General features: G+C 49.0%; 18 protein-coding genes and 1 pseudogene. 14 read left to right on the top strand and 5 right to left on the bottom strand.

The genetic code is table 11. The features are described from left to right. Window positions 1-835 precede the first annotated feature (835 nt). Together HLG76_RS09530 and HLG76_RS09525 are read right to left on the bottom strand one after the other, a co-directional pair. Window positions 836-1,150: a DUF3301 domain-containing protein gene (locus HLG76_RS09530; protein ID WP_021022011.1), complete on the bottom strand. Its 315-nt coding sequence runs from the start codon at window positions 1,148-1,150 to the stop codon at window positions 836-838. Continuing rightward, a complete protein-coding gene (locus HLG76_RS09525; protein ID WP_077678745.1) occupies window positions 1,140-2,192 on the bottom strand; it encodes a DUF3549 family protein in 1,053 nt (350 codons plus the stop codon). Before HLG76_RS09525 ends, HLG76_RS09530 begins: the two co-directional genes overlap by 11 nt. A gap of 140 nt (window positions 2,193-2,332) precedes the next feature. Here HLG76_RS09525 and HLG76_RS09520 point away from each other — a divergent pair, with 140 nt between their 5' ends. Together HLG76_RS09520 and truC are read left to right on the top strand one after the other, a co-directional pair. Continuing rightward, a complete protein-coding gene (locus tag HLG76_RS09520) occupies window positions 2,333-2,653 on the top strand; it encodes a YqcC family protein (RefSeq protein WP_077576821.1) in 321 nt (106 codons plus the stop codon). An 8-nt stretch (window positions 2,654-2,661) separates the two neighbouring features. Then, window positions 2,662-3,399: a tRNA pseudouridine(65) synthase TruC gene (gene truC / locus HLG76_RS09515; RefSeq protein ID WP_175993541.1), complete on the top strand. Its 738-nt coding sequence runs from the start codon at window positions 2,662-2,664 to the stop codon at window positions 3,397-3,399. Window positions 3,400-3,433: 34 nt separating this feature from the next. On the opposite strand, the gene HLG76_RS09510 is transcribed toward truC, so the two are convergent. The 3 genes and pseudogenes from HLG76_RS09510 to map form a co-directional block, all read right to left on the bottom strand. Beyond that, entirely contained in the window at window positions 3,434-3,811 is a 378-nt protein-coding gene (locus HLG76_RS09510) for a DUF3461 family protein (RefSeq protein ID WP_021022007.1), read from the bottom strand. Between the two features lie 60 nt (window positions 3,812-3,871). Then, window positions 3,872-6,489 (bottom strand): annotated as a pseudogene (glnD, locus tag HLG76_RS09505) (bifunctional uridylyltransferase/uridylyl-removing protein GlnD). A 52-nt stretch (window positions 6,490-6,541) separates the two neighbouring features. Then, a complete protein-coding gene (map, locus tag HLG76_RS09500; protein ID WP_021022005.1) occupies window positions 6,542-7,336 on the bottom strand; it encodes a type I methionyl aminopeptidase in 795 nt (264 codons plus the stop codon). A 462-nt stretch (window positions 7,337-7,798) separates the two neighbouring features. On the opposite strand from map, the gene rpsB reads away from it, so the two are divergent. The 12 genes from rpsB to fabZ all read left to right on the top strand — a co-directional run bounded on the left by rpsB (window position 7,799) and on the right by fabZ (window position 19,776). Beyond that, window positions 7,799-8,527 carry a 30S ribosomal protein S2 gene (gene rpsB / locus HLG76_RS09495; RefSeq protein WP_021022004.1) on the top strand — a complete coding sequence of 243 codons (729 nt, stop codon included), beginning with the start codon at window positions 7,799-7,801 and terminating at the stop codon, window positions 8,525-8,527. A 133-nt stretch (window positions 8,528-8,660) separates the two neighbouring features. Continuing rightward, window positions 8,661-9,503 carry a translation elongation factor Ts gene (gene tsf / locus HLG76_RS09490; protein WP_021022003.1) on the top strand — a complete coding sequence of 281 codons (843 nt, stop codon included), beginning with the start codon at window positions 8,661-8,663 and terminating at the stop codon, window positions 9,501-9,503. An 83-nt stretch (window positions 9,504-9,586) separates the two neighbouring features. Beyond that, window positions 9,587-10,315, top strand: a complete 729-nt coding sequence (gene pyrH / locus HLG76_RS09485; RefSeq protein WP_021022002.1) for a UMP kinase — start codon at window positions 9,587-9,589, stop codon at window positions 10,313-10,315. A gap of 53 nt (window positions 10,316-10,368) precedes the next feature. Beyond that, window positions 10,369-10,926, top strand: coding sequence for a ribosome recycling factor (gene frr / locus HLG76_RS09480; RefSeq protein WP_021022001.1), 558 nt, complete (start codon window positions 10,369-10,371; stop codon window positions 10,924-10,926). A gap of 75 nt (window positions 10,927-11,001) precedes the next feature. Further along, a complete protein-coding gene (locus HLG76_RS09475; RefSeq protein ID WP_021022000.1) occupies window positions 11,002-11,772 on the top strand; it encodes an isoprenyl transferase in 771 nt (256 codons plus the stop codon). 15 nt (window positions 11,773-11,787) lie between these two features. Beyond that, a complete protein-coding gene (locus HLG76_RS09470) occupies window positions 11,788-12,639 on the top strand; it encodes a phosphatidate cytidylyltransferase (RefSeq protein WP_021021999.1) in 852 nt (283 codons plus the stop codon). Between the two features lie 18 nt (window positions 12,640-12,657). Continuing rightward, complete coding sequence (gene ispC, locus HLG76_RS09465) at window positions 12,658-13,854, top strand: 1-deoxy-D-xylulose-5-phosphate reductoisomerase (protein WP_175993540.1); 1,197 nt, start codon at window positions 12,658-12,660, stop codon at window positions 13,852-13,854. Next, the gene (gene rseP / locus HLG76_RS09460; protein ID WP_175993539.1) at window positions 13,851-15,206 is read left to right on the top strand and encodes a sigma E protease regulator RseP; all 1,356 of its coding nucleotides are present in this window, start codon (window positions 13,851-13,853) and stop codon (window positions 15,204-15,206) included. Before ispC ends, rseP begins: the two co-directional genes overlap by 4 nt. 33 nt (window positions 15,207-15,239) lie before the next feature. Continuing rightward, window positions 15,240-17,669 carry an outer membrane protein assembly factor BamA gene (gene bamA, locus HLG76_RS09455; RefSeq protein WP_077459731.1) on the top strand — a complete coding sequence of 810 codons (2,430 nt, stop codon included), beginning with the start codon at window positions 15,240-15,242 and terminating at the stop codon, window positions 17,667-17,669. Between the two features lie 20 nt (window positions 17,670-17,689). After that, on the top strand, window positions 17,690-18,199 hold the full coding sequence (locus tag HLG76_RS09450) for an OmpH family outer membrane protein (RefSeq protein ID WP_021021995.1): 510 nt from the start codon (window positions 17,690-17,692) through the stop codon (window positions 18,197-18,199). 14 nt (window positions 18,200-18,213) lie between these two features. Next, window positions 18,214-19,239 (top strand): UDP-3-O-(3-hydroxymyristoyl)glucosamine N-acyltransferase, encoded by a 1,026-nt coding sequence (gene lpxD / locus HLG76_RS09445; RefSeq protein WP_077459730.1) that lies wholly within the window; start codon window positions 18,214-18,216, stop codon window positions 19,237-19,239. 84 nt (window positions 19,240-19,323) lie between these two features. After that, window positions 19,324-19,776, top strand: coding sequence for a 3-hydroxyacyl-ACP dehydratase FabZ (fabZ, locus tag HLG76_RS09440; protein WP_025744337.1), 453 nt, complete (start codon window positions 19,324-19,326; stop codon window positions 19,774-19,776).

Below are 19,776 nucleotides of genomic sequence, written 5' to 3'. Positions count from 1 at the left end.
CTTGTCGAGACAATTATCCCTTTTCTGTGTGCGATATCTCTTACACACGCGTGGGATAAAAGCAGAATCGTATCAAGACAAACGACCTGACGATAGTTTATTTTTAATTTAAAACAGTGACTTACTGGATTGTAACTAGTTCGGACTAAAAAATGAGAGATTAAGCACGTGACAGTGACTTGTACCAAGCGTCTATTCGCGTAATCTTATGGGTGTCGGAAGGGAACTGACACAGGGAACAGGAATCACCAAGGACTTGGTACCTCAGGATGAGGCAGTACTTCAGGAAGAAGCGCTGGCAAGGATTGCAAAAAGGACAACGGACGGAGCCGTTCGCTGCAAGCAGGAAGCTTGTACGTCAGGAAGATTTAGGACAACCCAGGATGGGGGCTTAAGGATCACTTCAGGACGAAGTCATGGACACCTCCAGGATGGAGAGCTTATCGAAAATCGGAATTTCGGTTTGTCAGGATGACGAAAGGACACCTCCAAGACGGAGAGACATGGAACGACGCTGAAGGAATCGGCGACTGATCAAGGAATGATGCAGGGAGCACCTTTTCGTAGCAGGATAGCTGCAAGTAAAACTTTAGGGCGCGGCGCAAGCTGCGCCCTTTCCTTTTTGAGTGCTTTGGCCGACACTCGGTGGCCGACACTCGGTGACTCCCTGTCACGCATTAGCAAAAACACCCTCAGCGTGCGCATCATATTTATAATCTAGTACAGCTTATCACGATGCGCGACTATGTTTGTGCACCCAGGTCTCTGTACTCAGGTCTTTGCCCTAAGGTCTTTATACTAGGGAGGGCCTTTGCATTGACGATCTTCTCATCGATCAATCGGATTGCCCCGGCATCGTATGAACAGGCGTATCAATCGCTTTCAGCCTTAGTCCATAAAGCTGTGCTTGACCGGTGTAGTGATCATTACCCGTCGCTGAAAACTCAAACCAATAGTACGTTACCCATCGCCAACCAGCCTTCGTTTTGACCATGGTGTGGCGACCGCGCGCGATCGAGAGTAATTGCAACTCCATTCGTTGACAGTATTGACGAATATGCTGGTGAGCTTGCTCAGATTGCCGCCGCTGTTGCCAAAATAGCAAGGCAATGACGACAACTAGCAAGATGGTCAATAGATCAGTGATCATGCGATGTTTGTGTCACGGCCTGTTGCATCCGAGCCATGGCCTGCGCTAGGGCGGGTGATGTATGACCGTGGAGCCGCGTCAGTAGTGCACCGCGTAACGGTGGTAACATGACCAAATCCGTATAGATTTGCTGAAATAATGCTGCATCCTGGTGGTCTGCCAAGGCAATCAAAAAGCAGTCAAGCACGGATTCATTGGCTAAGCTACGCCAGCAGCGACCGGCAATAGCGACAAAAATTTCTCGGTGGTGGAGCTCTGGTCTTGCAAGCACCGCTTCTATCAGTTGGTGCTCGGTGTCTGAAGGCGCCCCAGCATGAGCACGAAGCAATGCACTGACCAAAAACAAGTCGACATCTTGGTTTTGGCACATTTGAGTAAACATCTCGCGTAAACTTTCCGCTAATTTCGCGTTAATTTCACAATGCTCCAAACAACCTAACAGCGCATATAGTGGTGTGCTAGGTATGTTATTCAGTGCTTTACGAACTCGAGTTGCATTATTTTGCTCCTGCATACGCACGCAGGTATCCGCTAGCCCCTGAAGTCCAACGCCTTGCCAGTTATCCCAGCCGAGCTCGCCATTGAGGTAATGCTGGGCATGGTCATAGTACTGGCTGGCAGGGTGACCCAGTTGATAGGTCAGTGAGGCGTGAAACATCGCCATCTTGTCGTCAGTTGGGGTAAAGGTATAAGGATTGTTGGCCAGTTTCTCGCGCTGTGCCTTGTTTGGCGTCGCGGTCAGGCTCTCGCCCATCGCCGCGCTGACATACTGAAGGAAATCCCCCATTGCGGTGTGATTTAATAACCCTCGCTCATCTAAAGGCATTTTTAAAAACCATACCCAAGGCGTGCCACCTTGTGGCCAAAAAGCCACGGCCATATGCGCTTGCTGACGTAATGGGTAAGGGTAAGGTTGTTGGTTGGCCTCGACGGCACGAAAAGATGCCTCTTCCAGGCGGCACACTCGACGGCCTAAATCATAGACACTGAATTGGCAACCTGCTTGATCAAATAGGGCGCTGAGGGCGTGAACCGTTTGCATGATATCCGCTCTTCGTTATCGCTTAATTAGCCGCGAGTATATCAGTTTTTATCCCTGCAATGCTCGCCTTGTTAATGTCGTCTTGAATCGGTTCGTGCTATGCTTCGCGCTTTATCGGTCGAGTAATGATGAGGTTGTCAATGACTCTTCGCCAACAATGTGAACAACTCCTTGATGAATTAGAGCAAGTGCTAAACGATCACGCGCTATGGCAGACGACGCCACCGTCAACTGAGCGGCTAGCCAGCACTGAACCGTTTGCTGTCGATACACTGGCGTGCCACGAATGGTTGCAATGGGTTTTTGTGCCTAAGATGCGAGCGCTTATCAAGACAGAGCAAGCTTTGCCACGTAACTTTGAAATCTCACCGTACGTGGAAGAAGCAATGAAAGAGCAGGCAGGCCATAGTGACGTGGTTGCTGTCGTTGTTCGAATTGATAACTTGTTTTCTGATCAATGACCGATACTTTGCTGAACATTTTATACCGTGACGAGCATTTAGTGGTGGTAAATAAACCGTCAGGGATGCTGGTCCACCGCTCTTGGTTAGACAAAGGGGAAACCCGATTTGTGATGCAAACCTTGAGAGATCAAATTGGCCAGCATGTCTATCCATTGCACCGACTGGACAAGCCGACGTCGGGCGTTTTGGTGTTTGCGTTATCCAGTGAAGTGGCCTCTAAGATGATGCCGCAGTTTGCTGAAGGGCAGGTCAAAAAAGCTTACCATGGCATTGTTCGAGGCTGGATTTCCCATGCTGGCCAGTTGGATTACCCGCTGGTGGAAGAACAAGACAAAATAGCGGATAAACACGCCAGCCAACCGGCGACAGCAAAAGCGGCGGTGACAGACTATCAGCCATTGGCGACAGTTGAGCTGCCGATCGCAACCGGACGCTATGCGACCAGTCGTTATAGCTTGGTAGCGATGCAACCTCATACTGGACGAAAGCATCAATTGCGGCGGCATATGCACCACTTAAGCCATCCGATCATTGGTGACACCACTCATGGAGACGGTCGCCACAATCGTGTGTTTAGAGAGCAATTTAATTGTCATCAGCTGCTATTGCACGCCAGTGAGATGACGCTAACGCACCCAGCTAGTGGCAAGACTGTTTTTATTCATGCGCCTTTGGATACAGTCTGGCAGCATGTTATTGAACAGTTGGGCTGGGAAGCGCCGGCGTCATCATACGATAACTAGACCTTGCTATGGGCGGTGTACTCGCATGCCGCCCTTACAGCTTTTCGAGTTCGGCCTCGATTTCTGCAATCTTACTGGCGACCACTTTTTCTAGGTGACGTAGGTCGGTAAGCACTTTTTGCTTCACGTCTTGCTCGGTATGCTCGTGTTGTACGATCTGGTCGAGCTCATCAATGACCAAAGAGAGGCTCCGGTTTATCTCTGTTACTTCTTTTGAGCGACCTGTACCGCTGTCGACGACCACATTTTTACGCTGCCGCGGATATTTAAATTTCATACTCCGCGCAAACAGATCGCCTTTTGGCTTACTAAAATAGATTTTGAGCGTATCGTAGCTTGCTTCTTGACGGAGCGAGTAGCGCTCTATTTTTTCAGGGTGTTCAACACCGATATTCTTTAACTGTTGATACATAGCCACCTCATGGTTAGACATCGTTATGGTTGCGCGTCTTACCCGCGCGATTCCCTGGTATTATTTGGCTTGCGAGAGGGCTTTCTCGAGCGCCGCTTTCAATTGTGCTTGGTGTTCAGAAGTGAGCGCTTGATTGTCGAGATCTGTGACGATAAAAAAGTCCTCTGCGCGCTCACCGATGGTGGTGATTTTAGCCGCGTGAACACTCACATTTTGCCGAGCAAAAACCGCACCGACGCGTGCCAATAGCCCTGGCGTATCGAGCGCGACTAATTCCATGAGTGTACGTCGCCCGTTTTTGGTGGGGAGAAACAATACCTGCGTTTTCACCGAAAAATGTTGTAACTTTTGCGGTGAGCGACGCTTGGGAATAGTGATCTTGCCGGTCTCGTTGAGTGCTTTCCCAACCCCGTCGATAATTCTAGGATGACGATCGATAGAAATCGCATCGTCGTTTTGATCGAGCACCATAAAGGTATCGAGTGCGTGGCCATCTTTGCTGGTCATGACTTGGGCATCATGGACACTGAGGTTTTTCTTATCTAGGGCGGCAACGACGCGTGCGAACAAGCTCGGCCTGTCTTGGCAGTAAACGAATATTTCTGTGCCGCCACGGGTCGCTTTTTTACTGACGAGCACCAGCGGCTTATCATCGGCGTGGTGGAGCAGATGTTCACTATGCCAAGCTATTTGCTTGTGGGTATGGCGAAGAAAATAATCCGCTTTAAAACGTTGCCATAATACTTCAATTTCTCGTGGACTGTGCCCCTGCTTGCGTAACATGGCAGCAGCGAGATGTTTGTTGTGCCGGATCCGTTCTCGGACATCCGGTGGGTTTCTAGCCCACGTCGTAAGGCTTTTTGAGTGGAATAATAAAGCTCAGCAATTAAGGTACGCTTCCAACTATTCCACAAGTCTGGGTTAGTGGCATTAATGTCTGCCACGGTCAGGCAGAGAAGCAAATCGAGCCGCTCCTCGTCGCGGACCTCTTTGGCAAAGTCGGTGATGACATCGGGATCGTAAATATCGCGACGCTGGGCGGTGACAGACATCAGTAAGTGGTTACGTACCAGCCAACTGACAATGTTGGCTTCTGGCTTTGATAAACCGTGGTCAAGACAAAAATCATGGGATTCAATCGCGCCAATTTCACTGTGATCGCCTCCACGGCCTTTGCCTATATCATGAAAAATAGCCGCAACCAGCAACAGCTCTCTTCGTGCAAGACGCGGAAATACATCGCAACAAATGGGGTGGCGCTCACGATTAGCTTCATCGTCAAACAAACGCATATGTTTGAGCAAACGAATCGTGTGTTCATCAACCGTATAGACATGAAACAAATCAAACTGCATTTGTCCGACAATTTGACTCCACTGTGGGAGGTACGCAGACATGACACCGTGGCGGTGCATTAGTCCAAACGCTTTATGCAGAGCGTTTGGGTGGCGTATGAGTGCCATGAATTTTTCTCTTGCATCGTCTTGCTGACACAAAAAGTGGTTAAGTCGACGTCGAGCGGTACGCAGTTGGCGTAAAGTGGGGGCGGCGATGGCCTCGATCGAGGTGTCGTCGGCGATATGCAGCATCATATCTAAGATAGTCTCAGGGCGTGCTTGAAATAAAGCAGGTTTGCGTGCCTCAATAGTCCGTCCGCAGCGTTGGAAGTCATCACTTAATACGTCGACTTCTCCAGACCGACCATTATCGATGATCACCTGATCAAAGATTTGCAGCAGCATCTTGTTGAGCTCCCCCACGCGTCCGAGGGTGCGAAAGAAATCTTTCATCATGGTCTCGACCGCACGATTACCGTCGCCCCGGTAGCCGAGGAGTTCAGCCACTGAGGTTTGATGAGCGAAGGTCAGTCGGTTGTCGTAGCGGCGCAGCTCAAGATGAAGGGCAAAACGGATCCGCCACAGCACGTTTTGGCATTCGTTAAGTTCACGATACTCAGCATCAGTCAAAAAGCCAAAATCGCTCATTTCTCTTAAGCTGGTGGCACCAAAATGACGGCGCGCAATCCAAGATAGGGTATGAATATCGCGTAAGCTGCCAGGGCTGAGTTTTAAATCTGGCTCGAGTTTATAAGCGGTATCATGATAGCGGCGATGTCGGGCTTTTTGCTCGTCGACTTTCGCTTGATAAAAGCGTTCACTGGGCCAAAAGCTATCATGGTGCACACGGGCCTCGAGCGCCTCGAACAACTGTGAATCGCCACATAAAAGGCGCGACTCTTGTAAATTAGTCGCGACGGTAAGATCATCCAGCCCAACGTCAATACACTCTTCGACAGTCCGGACACTGTGGCCGACTTCCAATTTCAAGTCCCACAACAAAGTGAGTAGATCACTGAGGCTTTGCTGCTGATAAGCATTTAGCGGTGCTTGGCAAAGTAGGAGTAAATCAATATCAGACAGAGGGTGTAATTCACGCCGGCCATAGCCGCCCACCGCGACCAGTGCAAGAGGGCTTTGATCAAAACCAAAGTGATGCCATAACCTAGCCAGAAGGGCATCCATATAATCGGTACGCTGATAAACCAACTCGGCAACGGGAACATTGGCAAGGAAATCTTGCTTTTGCTGTTCAAGTAGCTGTTGGAACTGTGCCTTTAGCGTGATGGGGTCGAGTTGATCATCCCCCAAATGTTGTGGCGTAATTACCGTGTCTGTCATGGCGATCCTTTGCGCAAAAAAAGCCGGAACGAAACCGGCTCTTATTTCTAGATTAGTGGTTGATGTAACGTGGGAGACTTTCTTCCTCTCGTAACGTTAACACCTCAACCCCTGTGTCGGTCACCAGCAGCGTGTGCTCCCATTGCGCCGACTTTTTACCATCGATGGTATAGACCGTCCAATCATCGTCCTCATCCAGTACGGTCCCATACTTCCCTGCGTTAATCATAGGCTCAATAGTAAAACACATGCCAGGTTTAAGAATGGTACGGTCGTTGTTTTTGTAGTGCACCACTTGTGGATCTTCATGGAAGCTCGCGCCAATACCATGCCCACAGTACTCTTTGACGATTGAGTAGCGTGTGTTGCTGCTCTTGATGAACTTTTGGATCGCTGTTCCTAAATCACCAACAGTCGCACCTGGTTTTACCTTTTTGATCGCGTGATACAGGCTTTCTTGCGTGACACGGCAAAGACGTTTGTCTTCGAGAGACACTTCCCCGACTAAAAACATCTTTGAGGTATCGCCATGGTAGCCATCTTTGATCACGGTGACATCAATATTGACGATGTCGCCTTCTTGGAGCACGTCTTCATCACAAGGTATACCATGACAAACGACATGATTGATTGATGTGCACATGGATTTAGGAAAACCGTGATAGTCCAATGTGGCAGGAATGGTGCCTTGTACGTCAGTCATATACTGGTGAGCGATGTCGTCTAGCTCACGGGTGGTGACCCCAGGCTTAACATGCTCGCCAAGCATCACGAGCACGTCAGCAGCGAGCCGACCGGCTACGCGCATTTTTTCAATTTCTTCTTCTGTTTTAATCGGGATTGTCATTTTGCTTTCTCTCTTTATTCGGGATGCTCAATGATAACGTTAAAACGAGAGCATGATTCAAGTCACGTTTTGTATCATTAAGCACAGCCACTGACGCCCTGCTACGCTTGTCTAAGCGGTGCAGGATTAGCAACTGTCTAATAGTGACTATATGGTATCAAGCCATGTCCATGGAAGAAACAGAAAGAGAAGCATTCCGCGCGGTCATCGTATAGGTTTAGGCGGATTGCGCGCGCAATTTAACTGGATTTTACCCATGTGTTTGTGATATAAAGCGCGCCGAAAACCGTCATTATGATCAATCTAGCCATGCTAGGTCTAGCCGAGCTAGGTTTCAGTTTGATGGGGTTCAATTATCATTTTTATTCTTAAATCACACACATATCGACACATTGACCGGGGTGCCCACTAACGGGTCGGTAAATGGGATATGTGGAGGCCTAACCCCGAGAGGAATTTATCATGGCTACTGTTTCAATGCGCGACATGCTCAAGGCGGGTGTACACTTCGGTCACCAAACTCGTTTCTGGAACCCAAAAATGAAGCCATTCATTTTTGGTTCACGTAACAAAGTGCACATCATCAACCTTGAAAAAACCGTACCAATGTTCAACGAGTCACTGGCTGAACTGTCAAAAATCGGTGAGCGTAAAGGTAAAGTTCTGTTTGTTGGTACTAAGCGCGCAGCAAGCGAAGCGGTAAAAACGGCAGCAGAAAACTGCGAGCAGTTTTATGTAAGTAACCGTTGGTTGGGCGGCATGCTGACCAACTGGAAAACCGTTCGCACATCTATCAAACGTCTAAAAGATCTGGAAACTCAAGCGAGTGACGGTACGTTTGAAAAGCTGACCAAAAAAGAAGCGCTGATGTACACCCGTGAGATGGAAAAACTCGACAAATCACTGGGTGGTATCAAGAACATGAACGGCCTACCTGATGCAATGTTCGTTATCGATGCAGATCACGAGCACATTGCCATCAAAGAAGCGAATAATCTGGGCATCCCAGTCTTTGCAGTGGTAGATACTAACTCTAACCCTGACGGCGTTGATCACGTAATCCCAGGTAACGATGACGCAATTCGCGCTATCCAACTGTACCTGAACGCAGCGTCTGACGCTTACAAAGAAGGCCGTAGCCAAGACATCGTCACGCAAGCAGAAGACGAGCTGGTTGAAGTCGCTGAGTAAGACGACAGCTCCTTGTGAGCGTTCTTAGCCATCAGCGTGTCATCTTTCATGCTGTAAGCTAAGTATGGTTAGCAGGGGCCGATATCGGGCCCCTGTTTTTTACCCAAAATAGTTTCGAATCGAGGATTGAACAATGGCAACTGTTACCGCTGCCCTGGTTAAAGAACTGCGCGAGCGCACTGGCGCTGGCATGATGGAATGTAAAAAAGCACTGGTTGAAGCGAACGCTGACATCGAAGTTGCAATCGAAAACATGCGTAAGAGCGGCGCCGCAAAAGCAGCGAAGAAAGCTGGCCGTGTTGCTGCTGAAGGTGTCATCCTAGTTAAAGAAAACGACGGCAAAGCTGCGATCGTTGAAATTAACTGTGAAACTGACTTTGTTGCTAAAGACGCGAATTTCGCTGCATTTGCTAACCAAGTGGCAGAAACAGCACTGGCTGAAGGCCTAGCAATCGACGCGCTGAAAGAAAAATTCGAACAGCAGCGTGCTGAGCTTGTTGCAAAAATCGGTGAAAACATGGATATCCGCCGTGTTTCATTCATCGAAGGCGAGAAAGTCGGTTCTTACCGTCACGGCGATCGTATCGGTGTGGTTGTTGCTGCGAAAGCTGACGAAGAAACCATCAAGCACGTTGCTATGCACATTGCCGCGTCTAAGCCTGACTACGTGAACCCTGAAGATGTGCCTGCTGACGTTGTTGAAAAAGAGAAGAAAATTCAAGTTGATATCGCAATGGAATCAGGCAAGCCAGCTGATATCGCAGAGAAAATGGTTGTTGGCCGTATGAAGAAATTCACCGGTGAAATTTCTCTGACAGGTCAAGCATTCGTGATGGATCCAGCACAAACTGTGGGTCAAATGCTGAAAGAAAAAGGTGCCGAAGTGACTAACTTCATCCGTTTTGAAGTCGGTGAAGGCATCGAGAAAGAAGAAGTAGACTTTGCTGCAGAAGTTGCTGCTGTACAACAAAGCTAATTCTTGCTGACTCAGACCGCGGTGCTCGCCGCGGTCTTCCATAACCTTCTTCCCTAATTAGTGCCTAATAGAAAGGTAGTGAAATGACTACAAATCCTAAGCCTGCATATCAACGAATTTTACTTAAACTGAGCGGTGAAGCCCTGCAGGGCAAAGATGGATTCGGTATCGATCCCACCGTGCTTGATCGTATGGCGCAAGAAATAAAAGAACTGGTCGAGCTGGGTGTTCAGGTAGGATTGGTCATCGGTGGCGGGAATTTATTCCGTGGTGCGGGTCTTGCTGAGGCGGGAATGAACCGTGTTGTGGGCGATCACATGGGTATGTTAGCCACCGTGATGAACGGTTTGGCGATGCGTGACGCACTTCATCGTGCCTATGTGAACGCACGAGTGATGTCAGCGATTCCTCTAAACGGTGTATGTGACAGCTATAACTGGGCTGAAGCCATCAGCCAACTTCGTAATGGTCGGGTGGTGATTTTCTCTGCTGGGACCGGTAACCCTTTCTTTACTACCGACTCGGCTGCCTGTTTACGCGGTATTGAAATTGAATCCGATGTGGTGATTAAAGCGACCAAAGTCGACGGTGTATACAGTGATGATCCAACCAAAAACCCAGATGCAACACTTTATGACTCGCTGACATATCAAGATGTGTTAGAAAAAGAGTTGAAAGTGATGGATTTGGCCGCATTTACACTTGCACGCGACCATAAACTGCCTCTTCGTGTATTTAACATGAATAAGCCAGGTGCGTTACGCCGTGTCGTGATGGGTGAAGCAGAAGGCACCTTGATCACTAACAGCTAAGCCAATATTGGTGGCATAATCTTACAAATTAATTCAATCGCAAGGATATTCCCGTGATTAATGACATAAAAGACGACGCCAAAGCGCGTATGGAAAAAAGTGTAGAAGCGCTTAAGCACACATTAGGTAAACTGCGCACTGGGCGTGCACATCCAAGCTTACTAGAAGGCCTTACCGTTGAGTATTACGGCGCGCAAACGCCTTTAAACCAACTTGCGTCTATTGTTGCTGAAGATTCGCGTACCTTGGCGATTAGCGTGTATGACAAGCAAGTAACCCAAGCGGTTGAAAAGGCGATCATGACCTCTGACCTAGGCTTGAACCCAGCCTCAGCAGGTACCGTGATCCGTGTGCCTTTGCCACCACTGACCGAAGATCGCCGTAAAGACATGGTGAAAGTTGTTCGTTCTGAAGGTGAAAATGCGCGTGTTGCAGTACGTAATATCCGTCGTGATGCCAATAGTGATCTCAAAGCACTATTAAAAGACAAAGAAATTTCAGAAGACGACGAGCACCGTGCGCAAGATGACATTCAAAAGTTGACTGATGAAGCGGTTAAGAATGTTGATGCACTTCTTGATGCAAAAGAAAAAGAGTTGATGGAAGTCTAAATCTCATTAGACTTTACCGCCAATGCTAAAGCGCTGTGCGTGCAGTACAGCGCTTTTTATTTGCCAAGGAGAAACATGAGTTCCCAGTCTCTTGATGCGCAGCTCGAATCTGCCGCTTTACCGCAACACATCGCCATTATCATGGATGGCAATGGACGCTGGGCCAAGGCCCGCGGAAAAGCCCGTGTGTTCGGGCATAAAGCGGGCGTCAAAGCGGTACGTAAGACCGTCAAGGCGGCGTCTGAGCTTGGTGTGAAAGCGCTAACTTTATTTGCGTTTAGTAGTGAAAACTGGCGTCGTCCAGAAGACGAAGTCAGCGTATTGATGGAGCTATTTATCAATGTGCTATCGCGTGAAGCTAAACGGCTCGACAGCCATGGTGTGCAATTACGCATCATTGGTGACACCTCTCGATTCAGCCCTTCTTTGCAAACGAAAATTGCCGAAGCTCAAGCGTTAACGGCAAATAATGACCGTTTGGTACTCAATATTGCGGCGAATTACGGTGGGCAATGGGATATTACCCAGGCAACACGTCGTGTCGCTGAACAGGTTGTCGCCGGTCACTTACAACCCAATGATATTGGGGAACAGGATATTGCGCGTCATTTAATGTTGGCAGATTTACCGGATGTCGATTTAATGATCCGCACCAGCGGCGAATGCCGCATCAGTAACTTTATTTTATGGCAAGCTGCCTATGCAGAGTTATGTTTTACCGAGCAATATTGGCCTGATTTCAACGAACAAAGTTTGTATGATGCCGTGGCTTGGTATGTCAATCGTGAACGACGTTTTGGCTGCACCGGCGAGCAAATTAAAGCCATGATAACAACGGATAAGTAACCACGAGGAATCAGTTTGCTCAAACAACGTGTTTTAACCGCGGCCTTGTTAGTCCCCTTAGTGGTCGCTGGAGTCTTTTACTTACCGTTTCCTGCATTTGTTGCAGCGATAGCGGCTGTCACTTTAATTGGACTTTGGGAATGGACGCAGTTTGTCTCGGCGTCTTCGCGTCTTTTTACCTTTATTATCCCTGCTGCAGCGCTGGCGCTTTCGCTCTTTAGTATTCCTTTTAGTGCCATGGCGCTTGGGCATGTCACACTGCCACCTTTCGCACTGGCGGCAACCGGCGCGGCTTGGTGGCTATTCGCAACCGTATTAGTGCTCTCATACCCTCGCTCAGGGGCATATTGGACCCACAGCAAGTTACTACGCCTACTCTTTGGTCTCGTTACCCTGTTACCGTTTATGTGGAGTGTCTTGCTGTTGCGTGCAACAGACTACCAGTTCTCCTCTTTTTATGGCGCCAAGTTAGTGCTGCTGGTTTTTGTCCTTGTATGGTGCGCAGATAGTGGTGCCTATTTTGCCGGGAAAAAATTCGGTAAACATAAAATGGCCCCTGCGGTCAGCCCGAATAAAACCCTCGAAGGATTACTGGGTGGGCTCACTGCGGCAGTGGCAGTGACCTGGTTAGGGACGCATCTGTTAAACATCCATTTCGCCAATGTTGGCGTGTTCTTGGCTGTCACTGTGGTGACCGCCTTGGCGTCCGTGTTGGGTGACTTAGCGGAGAGTATGTTTAAACGCGTCGCTGGGGTGAAAGACAGTGGTAATTTGCTTCCAGGTCATGGGGGCATTCTTGATCGCATTGATAGCTTAACGGCAGCGTTCCCAGTGTTTACCGTGTTGTACTTCGCATTTGCGAATTAAGTGAAACGAGTCTTCGACATGCAAAGAATCACCGTATTAGGCGCCACAGGTTCTATTGGCTCCAGTACCCTAAAAGTGGTTGCAGCCAACCCTGAAAAGTTTGAAGTCACGGCATTGGCTGCACATACCAATGTCGAGAAAATGATTGCGTTATGTGTCGATTGGCAACCTGCTTACGCCGCGATGGCCAATCGCGCGTCAGCGCAACAGTTGCGTCATGCGTTGCTTGAAAGAGGGATCGGCACCGAAGTACTCGCTGGCGAGGACAGTTTATGTCACCTTGCGGCATTACCTGAAGTGGATATGGTGATGGCGGCAGTTGTTGGCGCGGCCGGGCTGTCTTCAACAATGGCGGCGGTTAAAGCGGGCAAACGGGTGCTGCTTGCCAATAAAGAAGCCTTGGTAATGTCTGGGCAGTTTTTTATTGATGCTGTTTATCAATACGGCGCTGAGCTGCTGCCCATCGATAGTGAACACAATGCGATCTTTCAATGCTTGCCGCAATCCGTGCAGCAACAGCCTGGACGCTGTGATTTGCAAGCGGCCGGCGTCAATAAAATTTTGCTAACAGGCTCGGGTGGACCATTTCGCTATCGTGACCCACAAAGCTTAGCGACCGTCAGTGTTGAAGAGGCCATCGCACATCCTAATTGGTCGATGGGGCCAAAAATCTCGGTCGATTCAGCAACCATGATGAATAAAGGTTTGGAATACATTGAGGCGCGATGGTTATTCAACGCCCAGCCTCATCAACTGGAAGTAGTGATCCACCCGCAGTCAGTGATCCACTCCATGGTACAGATGTGTGATGGCTCGGTGCTCGCGCAATTGGGTACGCCCGATATGTGTACGCCGATTGCTCATGCAATGGGATATCCTGATCGCGTTCAAGCGTCGGTAGCGCCTCTTGATTTCACTCAAATTGGCGAATTTACTTTTATGGCACCGGATGCGTGTCGTTATCCTTGTCTTTCGCTCGCGATCGCAGCCTGTAAGCAGGGGCAAGCAGCAACCACCACGCTCAATGCCGCCAATGAGCAAGCTGTCGCCGCGTTTCTTGCCGGAAAGATCAGCTTTATGGATATTGCTCGCATCAATGAGCAGGTATTGACCCAATCATCGCTTCCCACGCCAACAAGCTTGGATTGCTTATTTGAGCTGGATAGAATAGCTCGCATGGCTGCCAATGAGCAGATTACTAAGGTGACAAAATGAGCGATTTTCTTTGGAACGCGGCGGCGTTTATTGTCGCGCTTGGCATACTGGTTGCAATTCACGAATACGGTCACTTTTGGGTCGCTCGTCGCTGTGGTGTAAAGGTTGAGCGTTTTTCAATTGGTTTTGGTCGCGCATTATGGCGCTGGTACGGCAAAGACAATACCGAATACGTGATTGCTGCGATCCCGCTCGGTGGCTACGTCAAAATGTTGGATGAGCGTATTGAGGCTGTTCCTGACGCAGACAAGCACCGCGCATTTAACAACCAACCCCTATGGCAACGTAGCGCCATTGTCGCCGCCGGCCCTATCGCTAACTTTATCTTTGCCGCCTTTGCGTATTGGCTGGTGATGATGATCGGTGTTCCTGCTGTCAAACCTGTGATCGGCGAAATATCCCCCAATTCGATTGCTGCTGAAGCCGGAATCGAATCAGGAATGGAACTAACCCAAGTTTCCGGCGTCGAAACCGCTGATTGGCAAGCGGTTAATTTTGCGTTGATCGGGCATATTGGTGATGAGAGCATGACCCTCACTGCGAAACAGAGTCCGGCGCAAACTTATCAACGCGATTACACCCTAGATCTCACGCAATGGCAGTTTGATCCAGAAAAACAATCGCCTTTGACGACGCTTGGCATCACGCCTTATCGACCCGCGATCACATTGTCGGTCGCACAAGTGGTTGAACAGAGCGCGGCAGCGCAAGCTGGACTCGAGCAAGGTGATAAGATCGTTGCCGTGGATGACACTGAGTTGGCATCATGGCAAGCGCTCGTTACGGTGATCAAACGAAGTCCCAATCAAAGCTTGTCGCTGACAATCGTCCGCGATGGGGAAACGCAAAATTTGACACTCACCCCGGATGCGCGTGACGTTGAAGGTCAAATGACAGGGTATGCGGGGATTGCTCCTCAAATGGCAGCATGGCCTGAATCATACCGTTTCACGCAACAATATGGGCCGTTAGCGGCGATACCAGAAGCGGTCAATAAAACGGGCCAAGTGATCAGCATGACCGTCAATATGATAAAAAAACTGATCACCGGTGATGTGGGTGTGAACAACTTAAGTGGTCCTATATCGATCGCGAAAGGCGCGGGCATGACAGCAGAGATCGGATTGATCTCATTTTTAGGGTTCATGGCACTGATCAGTGTGAACCTAGGCATTATCAATTTACTTCCTCTGCCCGTATTAGATGGCGGCCATTTGCTGTTCTTTGGGATTGAGGCTGTGACACGAAAACCGGTTTCCGAGCGTGTACAGGACTTTGGGTATCGTATCGGCGCTGCCGTGTTGATGATGGTGATGGCAGTGGCATTGTTTAACGACTTCGCCCGACTTTAAACGGTTAGTATTCAAGGATAAGTCAGATAGCACATGGCGATGAAAAAACTATTAATAGCGTCTCTTTTAGTAAGCAGCAGTATGGCGCATGCTGACACATTCGAGGTAAGCGATATCCGCTTTGAAGGCCTACAGCGGGTCAGCTTAGGGGCTGCATTGCTATCGATGCCGGTCCGTGTGGGTGACAACGTCGACGACGAGGATGTGGCAGATGTGATAAATGCACTGTTTGCCTCGGGTAATTTCGAGGATGTGCGCGTCTATCGCGATGATGAAACCTTGCTGGTTAAAGTCGTGGAGCGTCCTACTATTGCGAGCATTTCGTTCTCAGGCAACAAAGCAATTAAAAAAGAGCAGCTACAAGAAAACCTCACGTCTTCCGGGCTGCGTGTCGGTGAGGCGCTTGATCGGACAAAGCTTAGTAATATTGAGAAAGGCTTAGAAGACTTTTATTACAGTGTGGGTAAATACAGTGCGTCGGTAAAAGCCGTTGTTACGCCTTTGCCGCGAAATCGCGCGGATTTGAAGTTTGTATTTACTGAGGGCGTCTCGGCTAAGATTGAGCAGATCAATTTCGTGGGGAACGACGTCTTCAGTGATGACGCATTACGCGATAGCTTCGATTTGCGTGCCGATGTGCCGTGGTGGAATTTCTTAGCCAACGAAAAGTATCAAAAGCAGGTGCTTGCTGGCGATCTGGAAAAACTGCGTAATTTTTATCTCAATCGTGGGTATTTAAAGTTTCGCGTTGAATCGACCCAGGTGGCTATTTCGCCAGATAAAAAGGGTGTTTACATCACTCTGAATGTGAACGAAGGCAAGCCGTATGAGATTGCTGATGTCAACTTTCGTGGCGATCCGCAAAACGAAGACACTTACCGTTCATTGGTTAGCTTTACCCGTGGTGATACCTACAATGGCGATAAGGTGACTGCACTCGAAGAGGCCATTAAGCGCCATCTTGGTGAAACCGGCTTTGCCTACCCCAAAGTCAATACCATGCCGACTTTTGACGATGACAACCAACAAGTCTCACTGACCGTGAATGTCGAGCCGGGTAAGCGTATCTACGTGCGCAATATCCGCTTTTCCGGGAATACCACGTCTAAAGATGAAGTGTTACGCCGCGAAATGCGACAGCTGGAAGGAACCTGGCTAAACTCCAAAGCGGTCACTCGGGGGAAAGAGCGGTTGAGTCGTACCGGCTTTTTCCAAAACGTGGAAGTGGATACACAACGCGTGCCGGGAACGGACGATCAAGTCGATGTTAACTATAAAGTCAAAGAAGCCAACTCCGGTAGCATTAACTTTGGTGTCGGTTACGGTACCGAGTCTGGCGCCAGTTTACAGCTCGGTTTGCAGCAAGATAACTTTGCCGGTACCGGTAATCGCTTTGGCATTAATGCCATGGTCAATGATTACCGTAAAAACCTAACGTTGGAGTACCGAGACCCTTACTTTACCCTCGATGGTGTCAGTCTGGGTGGTAAGGTATTTTACAACGAGTTTGAAGCGCGTGATGCCAATATTGTTGAGTATACCAACGAGAGTTACGGGACAAGCCTGACGTGGGGTTTTTGGACCGATGAGTTGAATTCAGTCGATTTCTCGCTAGGGTATACCCACAACAAAATTGAAAATATTGGTAAATACTACCAAATCGATAAGTTTCTTGAACGCCATAATGATCACTTAACGAGCAATGGTGGACTCGAAGTTGATGATTTTGATATGTCCGTCTCATGGACGCGCAATAATCTCAACCGTGGCTACTTTCCAACCGCCGGTAATTATCAGCGAGCCTCTTATCGCATGACAGTGCCGGGGTCCGACGTTCAGTATTTTAAAATGCAGTACGATATTCGCCAGTATATGCCGCTGACACAAGAGCATGAATTTACGCTCTTAACGCGTGGTCGTCTCGCGTATGGTAACGGCTATGGTCAAACCAACGGCCAAGACCATATGCTGCCGTTTTATGAAAACTATTATGCCGGTGGCTTCTCATCTCTGCGTGGCTTCCGCTCGAACTCGGTAGGCCCTAAAGCTATTTATGAAGCAGATGGCTCTGAGCAGCCGGACGGGGACATTGAACAATCCGAAGGGTCTTACGGTTCAAGTGATGCGGTTGGTGGTAACGCCATGGCGCTTGCCAGTGTTGAGCTGATTGTACCGACGCCATTTGCTTCAGATGAAGCACGCGAGCAAATCCGTACCAGCGTCTTTATTGATGCCGCCTCTGTGTGGGACACTGAGTTTGATCGCCAAGAACTGGTCGATATGGGCTATCCCCCAGGTACAAAAGACTACTCAGATCCATCCAATGTCAGTGCCGCTTACGGTGTGGCACTGCAGTGGATGTCACCGATGGCACCTTTGGTGTTTTCCATCGCAAAACCTATAACTAGCCAGCCTGGCGACGATGAAGAGTTCTTTACCTTCACGATCGGGCGCACATTCTGATGATCAGAAAGGAGACTATTGTGAAATCATTTTTGAAAGCAGCGGGACTGAGTGTCGCGGTATTGACCACGTCCATGTACGCATCAGCGGCTGATGCTGCACAGAAAGTGGGCTACGTATCAACCGGCGCTGTGATGTCGCAGCTGGCGCAAAAAAATAACCTCAATGAAAAATTGCGTGGTGAATTTAAAGATCGCGTCGCAGAGATTGAACGTTTGAAAGAAAAGCTCTCAAAAGGCGTAGAAAAACTTAAACGTAATGGTGAGTTGATGAGCGAAGACGAGCGCGTGAAGCTACAACGCGAGCTTCAGTCGATGGAGTCTGACTATAAACTCAAAGTAAAAGCCTTGCAGGAAGATCAGCGCAAGCGCGGCGGCCAAGAAGAATCTAAGCTGGTGCAAAAGCTGAAAAAAGCCGTCGATAAAGTGGCAGAGCAAGAGGGCTATGACATCGTGATTGATGCCAATGCCGTTTTGTATGCGAACCCAAGTGATGATTTGTCTGAAAAAGTGATTAACGCAGTTAACTAACCGTCGAGGAGCCCATGGTTTCAATTACTCTCGCTGAATTAGCGGAAAAACTGGATGCACAGCTCCACGGAGACGGCGCTGTAACGATAACCTCGCTTGCAGGGATGAATTCAGCGGGAGAAGGGCAAATCACCTTCTTATCGAGTCCGAAATATCGGAAGGGTCTTGCACTGTGTCGTGCTAGCGCGGTGATGCTTAAAGAAGGCGATCTTGCCTATTGCCATGGCAATGCCTTGGTGGTGGCAGACCCCTATTTAGCCTACGCGAAGGTCGCACAAATTTTAGATACGACCCCTGCCTGCGCCACCGATATCGCGTCGTCAGCGGTCGTTGCAAATGATGCCATCCTAGGTGAAGGCGTCGCCATTGGTCCTAATGCGGTGATTGAATCTGGGGCGTTAATTGGTGACAACGTTCAAATTGGCGCAGGTTGCTTTATTGGTAAGGGCGCAAAACTCGGCGCGCGGACAAAACTGTGGGCCAATGTTAGCGTCTATCATCATGTCGTTATCGGTCAAGATTGTTTGGTTCAAGCAGGAACAGTGATCGGCGCAGATGGGTTTGGCTACGCCAATGACAAAGGCAAATGGATTAAAATCCCTCAGCTTGGCCGGGTTGTGATTGGTAACCGAGTCGAAATAGGTGCCTGTACCACTATCGACCGTGGGGCGTTGGATGATACCGAGATTGCTGATGGCGTGATTATCGACAATCAGTGCCAGATTGCGCATAATGTCTCGATTGGTGAGAACACGGCAATCGCGGGTGCAACGGTAATGGCAGGCAGCCTCAAAGTAGGTAAACACTGCATTATCGGTGGCGCCAGCGTGTTTAATGGCCATATGGAAATCACAGATAACGTGACCATCACAGGAATGGCGATGGTGATGCGGCCAATCACTGAGCCGGGCATGTATTCGTCCGGTATTCCGTTACAGCCCAACCGCGAGTGGCGGAAAACAGCCGCGCGTGTGCTCAAAATTGACGAGATGCACAAGCGACTTAAAGAGCTGGAACATCAGCTCGACAAACAAGATTAACGCCGAGAATAGCAGGCCCGCCTTAGTAACGCGGGCCGTTTTGCGTTAATGAAGTCAGTATTGGATTTGAACGGGAATACTACCTTGACTCGCGAAAAAAAAGTTCTATATATCAATGAAATCAAAGAGCTGTTACCACACCGCTATCCTTTTTTGTTGATTGATCGTGTTACCGATTTTGAAGAAGGGCAGTACCTTCACGCGATTAAAAATATTACGGTTAATGAGCCGCAGTTCACTGGGCATTTTCCGCAGTTGCCGGTGTTCCCAGGCGTACTGATCCTAGAGGCGATGGCACAAGCGACAGGCTTGCTCGCGTTTAAGACCTTCGGTAAGCCGAAAGACAACGAGCTATACTATTTTGCAAGCATTGATAATGCTAAATTCCGCCGCCCAGTCTCGCCAGGCGACCAACTGGTTCTCGAGGTAGAATTTATTAAAGAGCGCCGAGGTATTGCGGCCTTTACTGGCGTCGCAAAAGTCGATGGTGATGTTGTCTGCTCGGCTCAATTAAAGTGCGCAAGAAGAGAGATCTAA

Source organism: Salinivibrio sp. EAGSL (assembly GCF_013366455.1).
Lineage (GTDB): Bacteria > Pseudomonadota > Gammaproteobacteria > Enterobacterales > Vibrionaceae > Salinivibrio > Salinivibrio costicola.
Note: the sequence above shows the minus strand (reverse complement) of the source record. Positions and strands in the feature narration are given on the sequence as shown.

Excerpts from the sequence above, each read along its gene's own strand:
- HLG76_RS09530 (WP_021022011.1), bottom strand. The coding sequence starts at position 1,150 with ATGATCACTGATCTATTGACCATCTTGCTAGTTGTCGTCATTGCCTTG.
- HLG76_RS09525 (WP_077678745.1), bottom strand. The coding sequence starts at position 2,192 with ATGCAAACGGTTCACGCCCTCAGCGCCCTATTTGATCAAGCAGGTTGC.
- HLG76_RS09520 (WP_077576821.1), top strand. The coding sequence starts at position 2,333 with ATGACTCTTCGCCAACAATGTGAACAACTCCTTGATGAATTAGAGCAA.
- HLG76_RS09510 (WP_021022007.1), bottom strand. The coding sequence starts at position 3,811 with ATGTATCAACAGTTAAAGAATATCGGTGTTGAACACCCTGAAAAAATA.
- map (WP_021022005.1), bottom strand. The coding sequence starts at position 7,336 with ATGACAATCCCGATTAAAACAGAAGAAGAAATTGAAAAAATGCGCGTA.
- rpsB (WP_021022004.1), top strand. The coding sequence starts at position 7,799 with ATGGCTACTGTTTCAATGCGCGACATGCTCAAGGCGGGTGTACACTTC.
- tsf (WP_021022003.1), top strand. The coding sequence starts at position 8,661 with ATGGCAACTGTTACCGCTGCCCTGGTTAAAGAACTGCGCGAGCGCACT.
- pyrH (WP_021022002.1), top strand. The coding sequence starts at position 9,587 with ATGACTACAAATCCTAAGCCTGCATATCAACGAATTTTACTTAAACTG.
- HLG76_RS09475 (WP_021022000.1), top strand. The coding sequence starts at position 11,002 with ATGAGTTCCCAGTCTCTTGATGCGCAGCTCGAATCTGCCGCTTTACCG.
- ispC (WP_175993540.1), top strand. The coding sequence starts at position 12,658 with ATGCAAAGAATCACCGTATTAGGCGCCACAGGTTCTATTGGCTCCAGT.
- rseP (WP_175993539.1), top strand. The coding sequence starts at position 13,851 with ATGAGCGATTTTCTTTGGAACGCGGCGGCGTTTATTGTCGCGCTTGGC.
- bamA (WP_077459731.1), top strand. The coding sequence starts at position 15,240 with ATGGCGATGAAAAAACTATTAATAGCGTCTCTTTTAGTAAGCAGCAGT.
- lpxD (WP_077459730.1), top strand. The coding sequence starts at position 18,214 with ATGGTTTCAATTACTCTCGCTGAATTAGCGGAAAAACTGGATGCACAG.